This window comes from Gordonia polyisoprenivorans, assembly GCF_017654315.1.
GTDB lineage: Bacteria > Actinomycetota > Actinomycetes > Mycobacteriales > Mycobacteriaceae > Gordonia > Gordonia polyisoprenivorans_A.
Genome location: NZ_CP072203.1, coordinates 2291667 through 2306570 on the forward strand (window position 1 = coordinate 2291667; position 14904 = coordinate 2306570).

Here is a 14904-nt window from a genome sequence, read left to right on the forward strand (position 1 = left end):
CACCGCTCGATCCGTCTGGGGTGAGATCAGATGAGCGTTACCGAGTTGCGGGGGACGACCCGTCCCGCCGATGTGGCCGACGAGGTGGACCGCGCGCGGTCGGCCTTCGACACCGGCCGCACCCGCTCGTATTCGTGGCGGGTGGCGCAACTCGAGGGTTTGCTGCGCTTCATCGACGAATGCGAGGACGACATCGCCGACGCGATCAGCGCCGACCTCGGCCGCGGGGCCATGGCCTCGTTCATGGCCGACATCGGCCCGGTGCGCCACGAGATCCGGCACACCCTCACGAAATTGGCGACCTGGATGAAGCCGTCGCGGGTCCGCGTGAGTGCTGCGACCGCCCCCGGGAACGCTCGCATCGTCGCCGAACCCAAGGGCGTCGTACTCATCCTCGGCACGTGGAATTTCCCGCTGCTGTTGACGATTCAGCCACTGGTCAGTGCCCTGGCGGCCGGCAATGCTGCCGTGGTCAAGCCCTCCGACGTCGCCGGTGCCACCGCGCGGATGATCGCCGAGAAGTTGCCGAAGTACGTCGACCCGGACGCGGTGCGCGTCGTGCTGGGTGACGGCAAGATCAACCGCGCGCTGCTTGAATTGCGGTTCGACCACACCTTTTTCACCGGGTCCACCACTGTGGGCAAGGCGGTGATGGAGGCCAGTGCACGCCATCTCACCCCGGTGACCCTCGAGCTCGGTGGCAAGAGCCCGGTCATCGTGACCGCAGATGCCGACATCGAGGTCGCCGCGCGACGTATCGCCTGGGCGAAGTCGATCAACGCGGGCCAGACCTGCATCGCCCCCGACTACGTACTCGTCGAGGACTCTGTTCGGCCCGCGCTCGTCGAACGACTCCTCGCCGAGTTGCCCGCCCAGGCCGCCAACGATTCGACGCACATCGTGAACCGCCGTCAATTCGATCGGCTCTCGGAGGTGCTGGGCTCGCACGGCGGCGAGCAGTACGGCGGCGACACCGACATCGATCGGCTGACGATCACGCCGGCGCTGATCACCGATCCCGACCCGACCTCGGAGCTGATGACCGAGGAGATCTTCGGCCCCATCCTGCCACTGATCTCGGTGCCCAGCGTCGCCGACGCGGTCGAGTTCATCAATGCGCGGCCGAAACCCTTGGCGCTCTACCTCTTCACCAATTCTCGACGCACCGAGGACCTCGTCGTCGGTAAGACCTCGTCCGGCGCGGTCGGCATCAATCACCTGCTCTACCAGCTCCTTGTTCCCGAATTGCCGTTCGGTGGCGTCGGAGAATCGGGGCTCGGTCGATACCACGGAAAGTTCGGTTTCGACACGTTCAGCCATCACAAAGCGGTGCTGCGCAAGCCGGCTCGACCGGATCCGTCATTCGCCTATCCGCCCTACAGCCCGGGGATGAGGCGAATCCTGCGGCGCGTCATGGGTTAGCCCACATCACCCCGCCGTCGGCGGGTAGCCCGGTGCCCCGTGCGGTCATGTCCCGATCGCACGCGGTGAATCCTGAAGTGAAAGAGGTGGAGATGAGCGTCAGCGCGCTCGACAGACGCCGGCCCGCAGTGGCCGTCGGCGCGGGAGTCCGGAAGGTCATCGATTCGATCGTGGACCGCATGGTCCGCAGCATCAACACGATCGGCCGTTCGGCCCGGCTCGCAATGGAGGTCGTCCGGTTCTCCGTCACCGACACCCTCACCTTGCGACTCGCGCTGGGCGAGGTCATCGAACAGATGTGGAAACTGTTCAAGGTCACCGCATTACCGGCCCTGCTCATGGCCGTGCCCATCGGGGCCGAGGTGTCGGTCCAGGTCGGTGGGGTCATGGACCAGGTGGGCGCGAACTCCCTGGCCGGCGCCGCCAGCGGCCTCGGCGTCGTCAGCCAGGGCGCACCCATGGCGGCGGGGCTGCTGATGAGCGGTGCCGCGGCGTCGGCCATCGCCTCCGACCTCGGGGCGCGGTCGATCCGCGAAGAGATCGAGGCGATGCGTGTCATGGGCGTCAATCCCGTTCAGCGACTGATCGTCCCGCGATTCATCGCCATGGTGGCCATCTCGCCGGCGTTGTGCATCATCATCATCGCCTCGGGCGTCGCGGCCGGCCTGGCCATCTCGGCGAACGTCAACGACGTGGTGCCGGCCAGCTTCTGGCAGTCGTTCGGTGCTTTCGCCACCCCGGTCGACCTCATCTTCTCGGTGGTCAAGGCGCTGCTGTTCGCGGTGATCGTGGTGATCATCGCCAGTCTGCGCGGCCTGGAAGCCAAAGGCGGGCCCAAAGGTGTCGCCAACGCGGTCAACGCCTCGGTCGTCCTCAGCGTGTTCTGCATCTTCATGACCAATCTCGTCGTGAGTCAGCTGCAGACCATGTTCTTCCCGGCACAGTTGGCGTGATCCGATGACCGCCAACAGAATCGCAACGCGAGACAACTTCGCCGTGCGTGCATCCCGCGCCTGTGTCGACAAGATCCTGGGAGCCATCGCCCAGTTCGGTCAGATCGTGGTCTTCGTAGGAAAGACCTTCGCGCTACTACCGACCACGATCCGCCACTACCGCAAGCAGACCTTCAAGACGATGAACGACATGGCCTGGGGCAGTGGGTCGATCATCGTCGACGGTGGCGTCGTCAGCCTCATGTTCTTCCTCGGAATCGCCGTCGGCGCAGTGGTGGCGATCGAGGCCTTCATGGCGTTCGACCTCCTGGGTTTCGGGGCGCTGACCGGAATCATCGGTTCCTTCGGCAACATTCGCGTGGTGGCCCCGATCATCACCGGAATCGGCTTCGCCGCCCAGGCCGGATGCCGGATGACCGCCGAGATCGGCGCGATGCGGATCTCTGAGGAGATCGACGCGACCGAGGTGATGGGGCTGCGGGCCATCCCGTTCGTGGTGGGCACCCGTCTGATCGGCGGAATGCTCGTCGTCCTGCCGAGCTACCTGATGGCAGTGGTGGTCAGTTTCATCACCGGCGGCATCATCATCAAGACCTTCCACAGTCAGCCGTCGGGCACCTACGACCACTACTTCGCGCAATTCGTGACGTTGCCGGATCTCCTGGCATCCATCGCCAAAGCGCTCATCTTCTGCGCGGTGGTCACGCTGATCCATTGCTACTACGGCTATTTCGCGAGCGGTGGACCGGCCGGCGTGGGCGCGGCCTCCGGCCGGGCCATCCGCGCCAGCCTGGTCGCGATCGTTGTCCTGAACTTCTGTATGACAGTGGTGATCTGGGGACTCAACCCCGCATTGCCTTTTAGGGGTTGACGTGGCCGGATTCACCAGTCAAGACTTCCTGCGCGGTGGCACCCGTGGTCAGATGCGTACCCTCGTGATCGCTGGGCTCAGCTCGCTTGCCGTGGTCATCGTGTTGATCGCGGCGGTGGCCATCGTCTACCCGAAAGCCAAGGCGCCCAGCGGCACCACCATCCATTTCGTCGTGCCCGCCCTGGGCCCCGGCATCAAGTCGGGTTCCAAGGTCCTGCTGCGCGGAGCCGAGGTGGGTGAGGTCACCGACATCGTGGCGCCCAGCGCCGATTCGGTCGACCTCGCGGTGGTGCTCGACAACGAGGCGGCACAGACCCTGACCGATTCGCTCGGTGTCGACTTCCGTCCCGAGAACTACTTCGGGGTCACCGCGGTCAACCTGGTCGCCCAACGCGGCGGAAAGGCACTCACCGATGGTGAGACCCTCGACCGCACCACCGCACCGGATTTCACGATGTCGACGATGCTCGAGCGGGGATCGATCGTGGTGGACGGCTCACTGACCCGTGACATGATCGACAGCCTCGACAAGGTGATGCGCTATGCCAACGGACTGGCACCGCTGATCCAGACGGGCGTCATCGTGGCCAACAACGTGGCGCGCACCCAACAGCAGTTGCCGGCGACCCTGATCAATCGCGTGAACAATGTTCTCGACGTCTTCCCGGGATTCACCGAGCAGACGATGATCGGGCTGTACGCGATCACCGAAAGCCCGTACAACAAGCTGCCCGACGGTTCTCGCGGGGTCAACGAGGGCTTCCACACCCTGACCGACGATTCGCTGACCGTCGCCGCCAATGACCTGTTCGGAAAGGCGGGCGCGCTGTTGGCCTCGCACGGCACCGAACTGACCCCGCTGGTGACCATCATCAAATACCTCACCGATCCGCTGCCCGCGGCAATCGGCGGCGGTGCCACGGTGGCCAAGGCACGAGCAGCGCTGGCGGGCCTGGAATCGTCGTTCACCGGCACCGACCGGCAGAAGACGCTGCAGTTGCGCATCGTCCTGGACAGTATGCCGGCAATGGCGGGTCCGCTCGCCCGAATGACCGCCGCGACACAGGGAGGGACCCGATAATGTCACCGAATACGCGGATGCTCATCACCGGGGCCAAGGTGGCCGCCGTCGCGGTGATCACCGTGCTCCTGTTCATCCTGGTCGTAAACGCGATGCGCAACCCGGTCGACAACATCCGAACCGACACCTACACAGCCGATTTCACCGACGCATCGGGATTGCATGTCAACGGAGACGTCCGCACGCGAGGGATGCGGATCGGCAAGGTCACCGGCGTCGATCTACAGCAGGGCAGTGCCGACGGCCCGCCGGCGGTCCACGTGACCTTCACGATGGACGACCAGCACAAGCTGACCGACACCAGCAAGCTCGCGATCAAGTACCAGAACCTCACCGGTGTGCGGTACGTCGATGTCGAAGCCGGCGACACACCGGGCACGCCGGTGACGCATCTCGCCGCCAACAAGACGACTCCGTCGTTCGACATCACCCAACTGTTCAACGGCCTGCAACCGGTACTGGCGACCATGAACAGCGATCAGATCAACGCGTTCAGCGCCAATGCGATTGCGCTGCTACAGGGTGACGGCTCCGGACTGGGACCGATGCTCGACAGCACCCAGAAGCTGGCCGATTTCGCCAAGGACCGGCAGGCCGTCATCTCGACCCTCGCCCAGAACATGGGTCGGATCTCCGACTCGATGGGCGGACGGTCACAGTACGTGCTGGCGTTCATGCAGGCGGTGAACAAGCCGATCGACAATGCGATGAAGGTGCTCGGTGAGTTTCCGAAGACCGCGACCTACGGTCCGGCGCTACTCGAACCGATCGAGCAGATCCTCGCCTCGCTCGGGGTGAGCCCCGACCTCGACGTCGACGTATTGCTCACCCATGTCTTCCGCACGATGACCGACGCGCTGAACTCGTTCACACTCATGCCGAACACCCTGGCGGGACTCAAGACCACCCAGACACGCGGCGCGGTCAACACCCACTGCACCAACGGGCGCGCACAACTGCCCTCCGACGTGCAAGTGCTTCTCAGCGGTAGCGAGGTGGTCCTGTGCGCAAAGTGACACAACGGAGTTCGGCACGTCGGGGTTCGTGGCTGAGTCGCTTCAGCTCCAGCGACGCACTCCTCGGAATCGGCGTGGTGGTCCTGGCCATCGTGGTCCTCGGGGTATTCGGGATCATCTACATCCGGCCACCGGACCAGAAGACGATCTCGTTCGAGACCACCGACGCGTCGGCGATCGAGACCGGTGCCGACGTCCGCGTCGCCGGCGTGAGCGTCGGAAAGGTGTCCTCGATCAGCATCGGGCAGGACGCGGTCACCGTCGATGCGCGCATCGACAACAACACATGGGTCGGCGACCTGTCGCGGATCGAGGTCCGCATGCTGACCCCGGTCGGCGGTTACGCAGTCACGCTGATCCCCCTCGGCCGCTCCGAGACCGCCGCGACGATCCCGGCGAGCCGGGTTTCGGTTCCCTACTCGATCGGTGATGTCCTGCAGCAGGCACCCAAGGTCACCGACGATGTCAAAGCGTCGACCGTGAACGCCAACCTGGCCCAGGTTGCCCAAGCCCTGCAAGGCAATTCGACCTCGTTGCGCTCGATCGTCGACGGCATGAACTCGATCACCACCGTCTTCGACCAGCAGCGCACCCAGGTCCATCAGATCGCCGCTCTGGCCCAGGAGTATCTGCAGACCTTCAACGCCAATCGGGAGTTCGTGTTCGACCTGATCAACAAGATCGACACCGTGGTGACGACCTACAACAACAACTCCGCGGGCTTCAACTACACCTACAAGTTGCTCGGATCGATTCTGTCGCGGCTGATGCCCTTCGAGAAGTTCTATCTCGAGCACTCGGATCTGGTGCGACAGAACGTCTATGCGATCCGCGACGCGATCCTGGCCTGGCAGAAGCAGATGGGGCCGGCGATCGATGGTCTGCTCAGTCTGCGGGATCGGCTGGCGCAGTGGATCGGTCCCGACGGGATGCGTCAACTCGGCGGCGGCACGGTCGATCTGAACAACCTCTGCATCCCGGTACCGGGAAAGGACTGCTGATGATGTCTCGTCGAAGAGGGCTCGTCGGTCTCTCGATCGCCGCGGTGATCGCGGTCGCGGCCACCGTGCTCGCGGTCGGTGTCGGGTCGGCCAACTCCGGTGACACCGGCGGTTCCGCAGGTGGCGACGGCTTCTGCGCCGATCTCCCCGATGCCATCGGCCTCTACGTCGGAAACCCGGTGACCCAGATGGGATATCGGGTCGGCAAGGTCACCAAGATCGAGGCGCAGGGTGACCATGTCCGGGTGACGTTCTCGCTCGACGGCGGACGTTCCTACCCGGCGGATGTTCAGGCGGTCACGCGATCCAAGTCACTGTTGGCCGATCGCAGCGTGGAACTGGTCGGCAATTACCGCGGTGGCCCGGTGTTGACGGCGGGGCACTGCATCTCCAAGGAGAACTCTTTCACCCCCAAGAGCATCTCCGAGATCACCGGCTCGGCGTCGGACTTTCTCAAGTCGTTGTCGGACAACGGAAGCCCGGACCTGCAAGGGTCGCTCGACGGTATCGACAAGGCGCTCGCCGGTACCGGCAACACCGCGAACAGCATGTTCGAACACGCTTCGGCCGCGGCGAAGAGCCCCGACGACTTCGTCGCCAACATCGGCTCGGCGATCGCCAACATGGCTCCGCTGACGCAGAATGCACTGCAGGACTGGGGGTCCATCATGTCGATCCTCAACCAGATGCCGACGGTCGCGGCCAAGGGCACAACCCTGTTCGGTGACGTCTCCAAGTTCGACGTGGGCGTCGGGTGGACCGTGGCCACCGTCTACGACATCCAGCGCAACTACGGTTCCATCATCTGGCCGATCGTCCAAGGACCGGTCAAGGACCTCATCGCGCTGGCGGCAGCACGCGCACCGGATCTGCAGAAGTTGTATGCGATGGTGCCCTCCATCTCCGCTGCATTGAATCAACAGGAGTCAGCAGGTGGACTGTCGGTTCCGTATCGTGCGCCGGGAGTGGCACTTTCGGCTGCACAGTGCTCGGCACTGCGGGTCAGTTGCGACGCGGGACGGACGACCACGATGAACCTCTTCACACTTCTGCTCGACAAGGCGGGCCAGTGATGACCAGACGACACCTCACCACCGTGTTCGCCCTCGTGCTGGCGGTGACGATCATGGCCGCGGCGACAGGATGTTCGTCGCTGAGCCCCAACAAATTACCGTCGGTGCGGGCCGGAGTCAGCACCGATTACCACGTCACCCTGCAGTTCGCGAGTGTCCTGAACCTCCCGGCGGGCGCCGACGTCATGATGAACGGCATTCGGATCGGCACCGTCGAGAGCACGTCGGAATCGGCCAACGGTGTCGACGTTAAGGTGGGCCTCAGCGACTCCACCCGGGTACCTGCCGACACCACGGCGATCATCCGGCAGAACACCTTGCTCGGTGACACCTACCTGGCGTTGACGCCACCGGCCGCCGGTCCCGACAGCAGCGGCTACCTGCAGGACGGGGGAGTGGTGCCGCTGGCCCGGACGACCTCCCCGCCCACGCTGGAGGACACGATCGCCGTGTTGGCCTACTTCGTCAACGGCGGCAGTATCCAGAAGGCGCAGGACACGATGGCCACGTTGAACAAGACGATGCCCTCGATTCCCGATGTGCGCCGCATGTCGACAACGGTGGCCAAGGACCTCGACAACCTGGCCGGTCAGACCGATGAGCTCGACCGCCTGATCGACGGCATGAACCAGACGTCGCTGATGTTCGGGCGGGTGGCACCGCAGATCGCGGGGGTGTTCGGGCCGGAGGCCGCCCACTACTGGGATCGCGTGGCGACATCGGTGGTGGCACACATCAGTACGCTCCTGCCGTCGGTCGGTTCGATCTTCATCGGTGGTGTGTGGCTGATCCCGATGCTGCGTTCGGTCGCCGCGACCACGATGGCCGGCCGCGGTATGTGGGACGAGGCGCCCGATGCGGGCGCCGAACTGACCGAGTTCCTGCAGAGCACGCTGCTGCCCTTCGCCCAGAATCCGTCGGTAAACGTGACGTCGGTGTCCGGCGGTAATGGTGGCCAACTCATCGGGGACGCAGAGAATCTGCTGCGCATGTTGGGAGCGATCCGATGATCACCAAGACACGTGTGTCGGTCCTGGCCATGCTGGTGCTGGCCGGATTGTCGATCGCCTACATCCTCAACGTGGGTCTGCACATCGCCTCGCCCGGTGCCCGGCATGCCTCGATGACCGTGCCCGACACGAACGGTCTCCTGGTGGGATCGCGAGTACTGTTGCGGGGCATCGAGATCGGGCACGTCACCGACATCAGTCAGTCCACGTCGGGTGCCGTGATCACCTGGGATTACCCCGATTCCGACCACATACCCCTCAACAGCACGTTCCGGGTGGACAATCTCTCGGCACTCGGCGAGGCCTATGTGGCGGTGCTCCCGAACAGCGCGGCGGGTCCGTACCTGCAGAACAACGCCCGGATCGATCCGCAGCAGGTCACCGTGCCCACCACCTTCAAAGAACTCTCGCAACGGCTGACCGACATCCTCAACCAGGTCGATCCGCAAGAGGTACAACGTGTTTTCGGTGAACTCAACACCGGACTTCCCGAAGGTCAGGAGGTGATCGGCAGTCTCAACCGCGCCGGCCGATTGTTCGCCGACGAGTTCACCCAGCAGTCCGATGCGATGGTGTCGCTGCTGAGTACCTTGCAGCCGTTGATCATGCGGACCGGACCCATCCCCGATCTGCTGCGGCAGACGACACCGCTGATGAACGGCTTCGGCGTGGGATTCGAGGGGCTGCTCGCCTCGGTGCGTGATGCCGTGGTCCTCGGTGGACCGCTCTACGACGGTGTCAAGTACGGTGCCAGTCCATTGTTCGGCGAACTCCAGAAGTTCCTCGACGTGAATTCGGCCAACCTCAATGTGATCGGCGTGAACCTGCTCCCGGCGGCGCGAGCGGGTGCGGCCTCGTTGCGCACGGTCGACCTCGGCCGCGTCCTCGACCAAATGCTCGCCTCGACGCAGCCGAACGGTGCCCTGACGATCCACGTCCCCGCCGGTGGGGGGCGATAGCACCCGATGACCCCACCGGCGCCGCGGCGCACGCACGATCACACACCTGACGAAGGAGACCCACCCATGACCTCAGCAACCAAGGACTCCGTGGACGGCATCGCCGACGAGAGCACCGACACCATCGATAGTGCGACGACCGGCACGGCCACGACGGACACGGCCACGACCGACAGCGACTCCACCGGCAGGACGACGAGCGACGCGAAAACCACTGAGAAGACCGAGGAGTCGAAGAAGGACGAGAAGCCGTCGAAGACCGGTCGTCTCGCTGCGCGATCGGTATCGATGCGCACCCTCGCGCTCGGTGTGCTGGCGGTGGTCGTGGTCGCCGTCATCGCAGTACTGAGCTGGCGGCTGGTCGCGGTCTCCGGGCAGGTCGACGACATGAAGTCGGCCACGGCGAACAGCGCTCGGGCCGAGAAGGTCGCCCTCGACTACGCCACCGGCGCAGCCCAGATGAACTACCAGAACCCCGACGACTGGCGTACGCGACTGACCCAGAACACCACTCCGGAACTCGCCGACCGTCTCCGCAAGGCCTCGCAGTCCATGGAGCAGCTCATCGTGCCGCTGCAGTGGTCCTCGACCGCCGAGCCGATCGCCGCCAAGGTCGTCTCGCAGGACAATGGCACCTACCAGGTGGTGGCGTTCGTCAACGTGACGACCAAGAACGCCCAGGCTCCCGACGGCATCGAATCGACGGCCACCTACAAGGTGACCATCGACCCGAATCAGAACTGGCAGATCAGCGAGATCAGCGGCATCGGAACCAATCTGGGGACCGGTGACGATGGCAATGCTTCGGGTGGCACCGCCCCGGGTGGCGCAGCGACGTCGGCTCCCGCATCCCCGGCCCCCGCTGCCCCCGCGCCTGCCGGCTCGGCTCCGGCGCCCGGCAACTGAGACGACGGGACGGAAATCCATCATGGGTGTCGAAGTGAGCGTCGCCAACCTCACCAAGTCGTTTGGTTCGCAGAATATTTGGCGTGATGTGACCCTGACCTTGCCGGAGGGTGAGGTGTCGGCGTTGTTGGGTCCGTCGGGTACCGGTAAGTCGGTGTTCTTGAAGACGTTGATCGGGTTGTTGCATCCGGAGCAGGGGTCGGTGATCATCGATGGCACCGATATCACCCAGTGTTCGGCGAAGGAACTCTATGAGATCCGCAAGTTGTTCGGTGTGTTGTTTCAGGACGGTGCGTTGTTCGGGTCGATGAGTTTGTATGACAACATCGCGTTCCCGCTTCGTGAGCACACGAAGAAGAAGGAGAACGAGGTCCGCGACATCGTGATGGAGAAGATCGACCTGGTCGGTCTGGCCGGTGCGGAGGACAAGCTGCCGGGTGAGATCTCTGGTGGTATGCGTAAGCGTGCCGGGTTGGCGCGGGCGTTGGTGTTGGATCCGCAGATCATCTTGTGTGATGAGCCGGACTCGGGTTTGGATCCGGTGCGTACCGCCTATATTTCGCAGTTGTTGATCGATATCAATGCGCAGATCGATGCGACGATTCTGATCGTGACGCACAACATCAACATCGCTCGGACGATTCCGGACAATATCGGGATGTTGTTCCGCAAAGAGTTGGTGATGTTCGGTCCGCGGGAACAGTTGCTGACTTCGGAGCAGCCGGTGGTCAAGCAGTTCCTGTCCGGTGATCGGTTCGGTCCGATCGGTATGTCGGAGGAGAAGGACGAGGCGGTCCAGAAGCAGGAAGAGGCGATGCAGGCCGCGGGTATCGGTGGTGGTGGTACCAAGGACGACTTCTCCGAGATCATTCCGCAGGTGCAGCCCAATCCGGGTATGCCCGAACGCAAGGCGGTTGCCCGTCACCGCGAACGCGTCCTCGAACTGCTGCCCTCGCTGCCGGAGAACGCCCAGCGCGCGATCCGTGAATCGATGGCGCAGGAGGACGAGATCCGCGCTCAGGCGCAGGCCCACGGCGCCGATGTCGCGGACACGGCGCCGATCCCCATCGGCGGCCGATAGTCGGGGTGACGACACGACGGGGCACGGCACGAGGGGTGTTGTACCCCGTCAGTCGTACCCCGCCGTCTGTAACCCGTCGTGTCGTGACCCCGGTCGTCGTGTAACCGGCTCTTCCTAATTCAGAGTGCATTCAGGCTTTCTGCGAGTTGGCCGGAGTGGATGAGTGACCGCAAGATGTAGTGCTTGAGGTTGCGGAACCCGAGTGCGATACCCCGGAGGTGCTCGAGGCGCCCGTTGATGGCTTCGACGGGGCCGTTGGAGGCGCCGGTGTCGAAGTAGGCGAGGATCTCGGCACGTCGGGCCCACAACGACCGTCCGAGTTGCGCTACCTCGGCGAGGCCGGCGGGTAGGCCGGTATGGATACGTTTGAGCAGCTTGTACATCGCGATCTTCCCGTCCCGCTTGTTGGACTGGTCGTAAGCGTCGATCAGATCCTGATAGATCGCGTAGGTGATGGCCACCGCCACGTGCTCCTCCCGGGCGTCCAGGCCCGTGCGTAGGCGGGTTTTCTGGTTATCGGTGAGCAGCCCGATCCGGGTCAGCAGGGTGCGGCGGATGCCGTAGAGCGGATCCCCGCTGCGGCCTCGATGTCCGCACGTATCCTGTTGCACGCGTTGACGACACAGGGTGAGTTTCTCTGCGGCGAGGTGTACGACGTGGAAGGGGTCCATCACTGCCCGTGCCTTGTCGAGGGATTCGGCGGTGGCGGTGCGGTAGCCGGTGAACCCGTCCATCGTGACCACCCGGATACGGTCGCGGAACGCCGGATCACGCGCGTCGAGCCAGTCCTTCAACGCGGCTTTGGAGCGCCCGGCGACCATATCCAACAACCGGGCCGGACCGGTACCGTCCACGATTGGGGTCAGGTCGACCAGTACCGTCACGAAACTCGGATCACCCTGGCCGCGAACATGTTTCCACTTGTGTTCATCCACGCCTAATACGCGGACGCCGGCCAGGCGTGCGGGTGCGGCGGCCAGCGTCTTCGCCGCCTCACACGCCAGGGTGTTGACGGTGTTCCAGCTCAACCCCACCGCGGCCGCCGCCGCGGTGACCGACATCTTGTCGCAGATCATCGACCGCATGATCCAGGTGGTGGTACGGCGGGTGACCTGCGCACGCGGGGCCACGATCGCGCCCAGGTCGGCCCGGAACACCGACGTCGCGCAGGCGTCGTTGCCGCACGTGTAGCGGGGCACCGTCAGGTGCAGCCGGGTCGGATGCCCGACGATCGGCAGATCGGCGACCTCACGGTCGACATGATCACGCAACTGCCCGGCCTGCCCGCAGGACGGGCACATGTTCTTCGGGTCCAGGAGCTGGCAGAACAGGTGGGTACGGTCCTGGCCGTCGACGGCGGCATCGGTGATCGTCACCCCCAACTCGATGGTGCGGCAAATCGTGTCGGCAATAGCGCTACGCTGCGTCATGGGTCCTGTGAGTGTTCGGATGAGTGTGTAGGAGCTTTCATCTTCACACCACAGGACCCGCCCACATCACGCGGCTCACACCCGCAAATCCGACCTACATCTTGTGGTCGATAGAACCTGTTTCACGCACCGTCAATCCTGAAGAGCCGTGTAACCCGCCGTGTCTCCACCGCCTACAAGGCGTGCAACACGGAGTTCAGCGCCACGGAGTTGTAGGTGATGGCGCCGTGGAACGCCGAGGTCCGAGGGTCGAGATCCTGGATCACGATGTTCGTCACGTTGGCCCCGGCGGCAACTGGGTTTCGTTCAGCGCCACGACACTGTCGTCGCGCGAGCTGATGGTGACGTAGGTGACGTTCGGTCGGGTCAGCCCGTGGCAGCTGATCTCCTGCATGTATGCAGAGCCCTTGGTGCCGTCGATGGCGGCGGGGAGAGCAGCTTGCAGCAGCTGGCGCGTCGCAGGCGTCCGCGACAGAAGTTCCAGTGCCCCATGAAAACTCATCCCACGCATCGGTGACGCCACCGCCACGAAGGTGTGTACCCGGGATGCACCGCCGAGCTCGTTGAGGTAGTAGAACGGCACGAATCCGCCCTCGGAATAGCCGACGAGATCGACCTGATCGGCACCGGTGTGACGGCGCACGCCATCGATGAAGTCCCCGATCTCGCGGGCGGACGAGCGGGCATCGTCCATCTGATGGAAGGGCCCCGGGATCGTGGTGCCGTAGTCGAGCCCATAGACGCAGTAACCAGCCGCGGCCAGCATGGGCGACAACCTCGCCCAGATGCCGTACTTGTTGACGATCGCGCCGTTGAGCAGAACCACCGGCCGCGGATGTGCCGCCGACGGCCGACAGTTCGGATCGTTCATACCGGGCGGCACCAGGTTGGCCTGCGCAATCGACAGCCGCAGTGCGGTGGTCCAGTCTGTTTGTGCGGGTCCGGTGGTGGCAAGCGGATCGGCGGCGGTCGCACTGGCTGCACCGACCAAAGCCAGTGCGGCCAGTGCCCCGGCGCCGACCATGGCCGCGCGTCTACGACCGGCGGCCACGAGCGGGCGTCTCCGACTGGCATTCATGAGGGGCGTCTGGCGACGCGGGATCGGGGGATCGGGTTGAGGTCGCCATGATTCGGTTCTCTTCGGATGGGGAGGGTGGACGTTCGTGCGCAGTCAACCTATGTCCATTAGGTAGCAGAGCATTGTCGAATAATCAGGAGGAGAAGCTGATGCTCAGCGGTTGTTGTATCCCGCGTCGACGGGAAGCGTGATCCCGGTGATGTAGCGCGCCTCGTCGGAGGCGAGGAAGACCATCGCATTGCTCACGTCGACCGCCTCGATGAGTTCGACCGGCATCGGATTCTTGTAGGCCTCGTCATTCGCCACCTCGGGGTGGGTGTTGACGAACTCGCCGTACTCGGCGTTGGCGACCATCGGGGTGTTGACGCCGGTCGGGTGCACGGTGTTCACCCGAATCGAGTCCTTGGCCAGCTGCTTGGAGTACAGGCGCATCAATCCGACGACGCCGTGCTTGGACGCCGTGTACCCGGCCTGTCCGGCAAAGGTGTTGAGGCCCATGCTGGTCAGCCCGGCCGCGGAGCTGGTGATGATGATCGACCCGCCCGTGCCCTGCTGCACCAGCCGGGGCACGGTCTCGTCGAGGACCTGCCACACGCCGGTCAGCATGACATCGACGGCGTCATGCCAGGCCTGCGGCTGGTCGCCGGGGCCGATGACGGGCATGATGCCCGCGTTGGCGATCACCGTGTCGAGCCGGCCGAACTGTTCGATACCGAGATCGAGTGCGCGCTCGATGTCTTCGCGCTTGCGCACGTCGCCGACGGTCGTGACGATCTCCGCGCCCGCCTCCTTCACCAGCCGCTCGGTCTCGGCGAGATCCTCGCGGGTCGCCATCGGATAGAACACGGTGGGGATCTGGTCACAGATGTCCATACCGATGATTCGAGCACCCTCCTGTGCCATCCGGACGGCATGGGAACGCCCTTGGCCGCGAGCGATTCCGGTGATGAAGACAACCTTGCCCTCGAGTCGTGTCATGATCTTTCCTCTCTTCCCCGAACGTCGTTCGGATCGGTGTGCGGG

14 protein-coding genes are annotated in these 14904 nt (G+C 64.3%); 11 read left to right on the forward strand and 3 right to left on the reverse strand.

Annotation, left to right across the window (positions count from 1 at the left end):
• The first annotated feature begins 30 nt into the window (after nucleotides 1-30).
• The 11 genes from J6U32_RS10220 (at nucleotide 31) to J6U32_RS10270 (ending at nucleotide 11373) form a co-directional block, all read left to right on the forward strand.
• Nucleotides 31-1422: an aldehyde dehydrogenase family protein gene (locus J6U32_RS10220; protein ID WP_208795223.1), complete on the forward strand. Its 1392-nt coding sequence runs from the start codon at nucleotides 31-33 to the stop codon at nucleotides 1420-1422.
• Nucleotides 1423-1514: 92 nt separating this feature from the next.
• The gene (locus tag J6U32_RS10225) at nucleotides 1515-2375 is read left to right on the forward strand and encodes an ABC transporter permease (protein ID WP_208795231.1); all 861 of its coding nucleotides are present in this window, start codon (nucleotides 1515-1517) and stop codon (nucleotides 2373-2375) included.
• A 4-nt stretch (nucleotides 2376-2379) separates the two neighbouring features.
• Nucleotides 2380-3246 (forward strand): MlaE family ABC transporter permease, encoded by an 867-nt coding sequence (locus J6U32_RS10230; RefSeq protein WP_208795232.1) that lies wholly within the window; start codon nucleotides 2380-2382, stop codon nucleotides 3244-3246.
• A 1-nt stretch (nucleotide 3247) separates the two neighbouring features.
• The gene (locus tag J6U32_RS10235) at nucleotides 3248-4327 is read left to right on the forward strand and encodes an MlaD family protein (protein ID WP_208795233.1); all 1080 of its coding nucleotides are present in this window, start codon (nucleotides 3248-3250) and stop codon (nucleotides 4325-4327) included.
• Nucleotides 4327-5343 carry an MlaD family protein gene (locus tag J6U32_RS10240; protein WP_208795235.1) on the forward strand — a complete coding sequence of 339 codons (1017 nt, stop codon included), beginning with the start codon at nucleotides 4327-4329 and terminating at the stop codon, nucleotides 5341-5343. The genes J6U32_RS10235 and J6U32_RS10240 overlap by 1 nt, the downstream gene beginning before the upstream one ends.
• Nucleotides 5331-6344: an MlaD family protein gene (locus J6U32_RS10245; protein WP_208795237.1), complete on the forward strand. Its 1014-nt coding sequence runs from the start codon at nucleotides 5331-5333 to the stop codon at nucleotides 6342-6344. The genes J6U32_RS10240 and J6U32_RS10245 overlap by 13 nt, the downstream gene beginning before the upstream one ends.
• Complete coding sequence (locus J6U32_RS10250) at nucleotides 6344-7417, forward strand: MlaD family protein (RefSeq protein ID WP_208795239.1); 1074 nt, start codon at nucleotides 6344-6346, stop codon at nucleotides 7415-7417. The genes J6U32_RS10245 and J6U32_RS10250 overlap by 1 nt, the downstream gene beginning before the upstream one ends.
• Nucleotides 7417-8427 (forward strand): MlaD family protein, encoded by a 1011-nt coding sequence (locus J6U32_RS10255; RefSeq protein WP_208795241.1) that lies wholly within the window; start codon nucleotides 7417-7419, stop codon nucleotides 8425-8427. Before J6U32_RS10250 ends, J6U32_RS10255 begins: the two co-directional genes overlap by 1 nt.
• Nucleotides 8424-9386: an MlaD family protein gene (locus J6U32_RS10260; RefSeq protein WP_020171837.1), complete on the forward strand. Its 963-nt coding sequence runs from the start codon at nucleotides 8424-8426 to the stop codon at nucleotides 9384-9386. The genes J6U32_RS10255 and J6U32_RS10260 overlap by 4 nt, the downstream gene beginning before the upstream one ends.
• Nucleotides 9387-9452: 66 nt before the next feature.
• Nucleotides 9453-10292 carry a hypothetical protein gene (locus tag J6U32_RS10265; RefSeq protein WP_208795243.1) on the forward strand — a complete coding sequence of 280 codons (840 nt, stop codon included), beginning with the start codon at nucleotides 9453-9455 and terminating at the stop codon, nucleotides 10290-10292.
• A 22-nt stretch (nucleotides 10293-10314) separates the two neighbouring features.
• Nucleotides 10315-11373, forward strand: coding sequence for an ABC transporter ATP-binding protein (locus J6U32_RS10270; protein WP_208795245.1), 1059 nt, complete (start codon nucleotides 10315-10317; stop codon nucleotides 11371-11373).
• Between the two features lie 119 nt (nucleotides 11374-11492).
• On the opposite strand, the gene J6U32_RS10275 is transcribed toward J6U32_RS10270, so the two are convergent.
• The 3 genes from J6U32_RS10275 to J6U32_RS10285 form a co-directional block, all read right to left on the reverse strand.
• Entirely contained in the window at nucleotides 11493-12803 is a 1311-nt protein-coding gene (locus tag J6U32_RS10275) for an ISL3 family transposase (protein ID WP_208791341.1), read from the reverse strand.
• 274 nt (nucleotides 12804-13077) lie between these two features.
• The gene (locus J6U32_RS10280) at nucleotides 13078-13827 is read right to left on the reverse strand and encodes an esterase/lipase family protein (protein ID WP_244332776.1); all 750 of its coding nucleotides are present in this window, start codon (nucleotides 13825-13827) and stop codon (nucleotides 13078-13080) included.
• 207 nt (nucleotides 13828-14034) lie between these two features.
• Nucleotides 14035-14859: a mycofactocin-coupled SDR family oxidoreductase gene (locus J6U32_RS10285; RefSeq protein ID WP_208795247.1), complete on the reverse strand. Its 825-nt coding sequence runs from the start codon at nucleotides 14857-14859 to the stop codon at nucleotides 14035-14037.
• Nucleotides 14860-14904 lie beyond the last annotated feature (45 nt).

Excerpts from the sequence above, each read along its gene's own strand:
- J6U32_RS10220 (WP_208795223.1), top strand. The coding sequence starts at position 31 with ATGAGCGTTACCGAGTTGCGGGGGACGACCCGTCCCGCCGATGTGGCC.
- J6U32_RS10225 (WP_208795231.1), top strand. The coding sequence starts at position 1,515 with ATGAGCGTCAGCGCGCTCGACAGACGCCGGCCCGCAGTGGCCGTCGGC.
- J6U32_RS10230 (WP_208795232.1), top strand. The coding sequence starts at position 2,380 with ATGACCGCCAACAGAATCGCAACGCGAGACAACTTCGCCGTGCGTGCA.
- J6U32_RS10240 (WP_208795235.1), top strand. The coding sequence starts at position 4,327 with ATGTCACCGAATACGCGGATGCTCATCACCGGGGCCAAGGTGGCCGCC.
- J6U32_RS10250 (WP_208795239.1), top strand. The coding sequence starts at position 6,344 with ATGATGTCTCGTCGAAGAGGGCTCGTCGGTCTCTCGATCGCCGCGGTG.
- J6U32_RS10255 (WP_208795241.1), top strand. The coding sequence starts at position 7,417 with ATGACCAGACGACACCTCACCACCGTGTTCGCCCTCGTGCTGGCGGTG.
- J6U32_RS10260 (WP_020171837.1), top strand. The coding sequence starts at position 8,424 with ATGATCACCAAGACACGTGTGTCGGTCCTGGCCATGCTGGTGCTGGCC.
- J6U32_RS10265 (WP_208795243.1), top strand. The coding sequence starts at position 9,453 with ATGACCTCAGCAACCAAGGACTCCGTGGACGGCATCGCCGACGAGAGC.
- J6U32_RS10270 (WP_208795245.1), top strand. The coding sequence starts at position 10,315 with ATGGGTGTCGAAGTGAGCGTCGCCAACCTCACCAAGTCGTTTGGTTCG.
- J6U32_RS10275 (WP_208791341.1), bottom strand. The coding sequence starts at position 12,803 with ATGACGCAGCGTAGCGCTATTGCCGACACGATTTGCCGCACCATCGAG.
- J6U32_RS10280 (WP_244332776.1), bottom strand. The coding sequence starts at position 13,827 with ATGGTCGGCGCCGGGGCACTGGCCGCACTGGCTTTGGTCGGTGCAGCC.
- J6U32_RS10285 (WP_208795247.1), bottom strand. The coding sequence starts at position 14,859 with ATGACACGACTCGAGGGCAAGGTTGTCTTCATCACCGGAATCGCTCGC.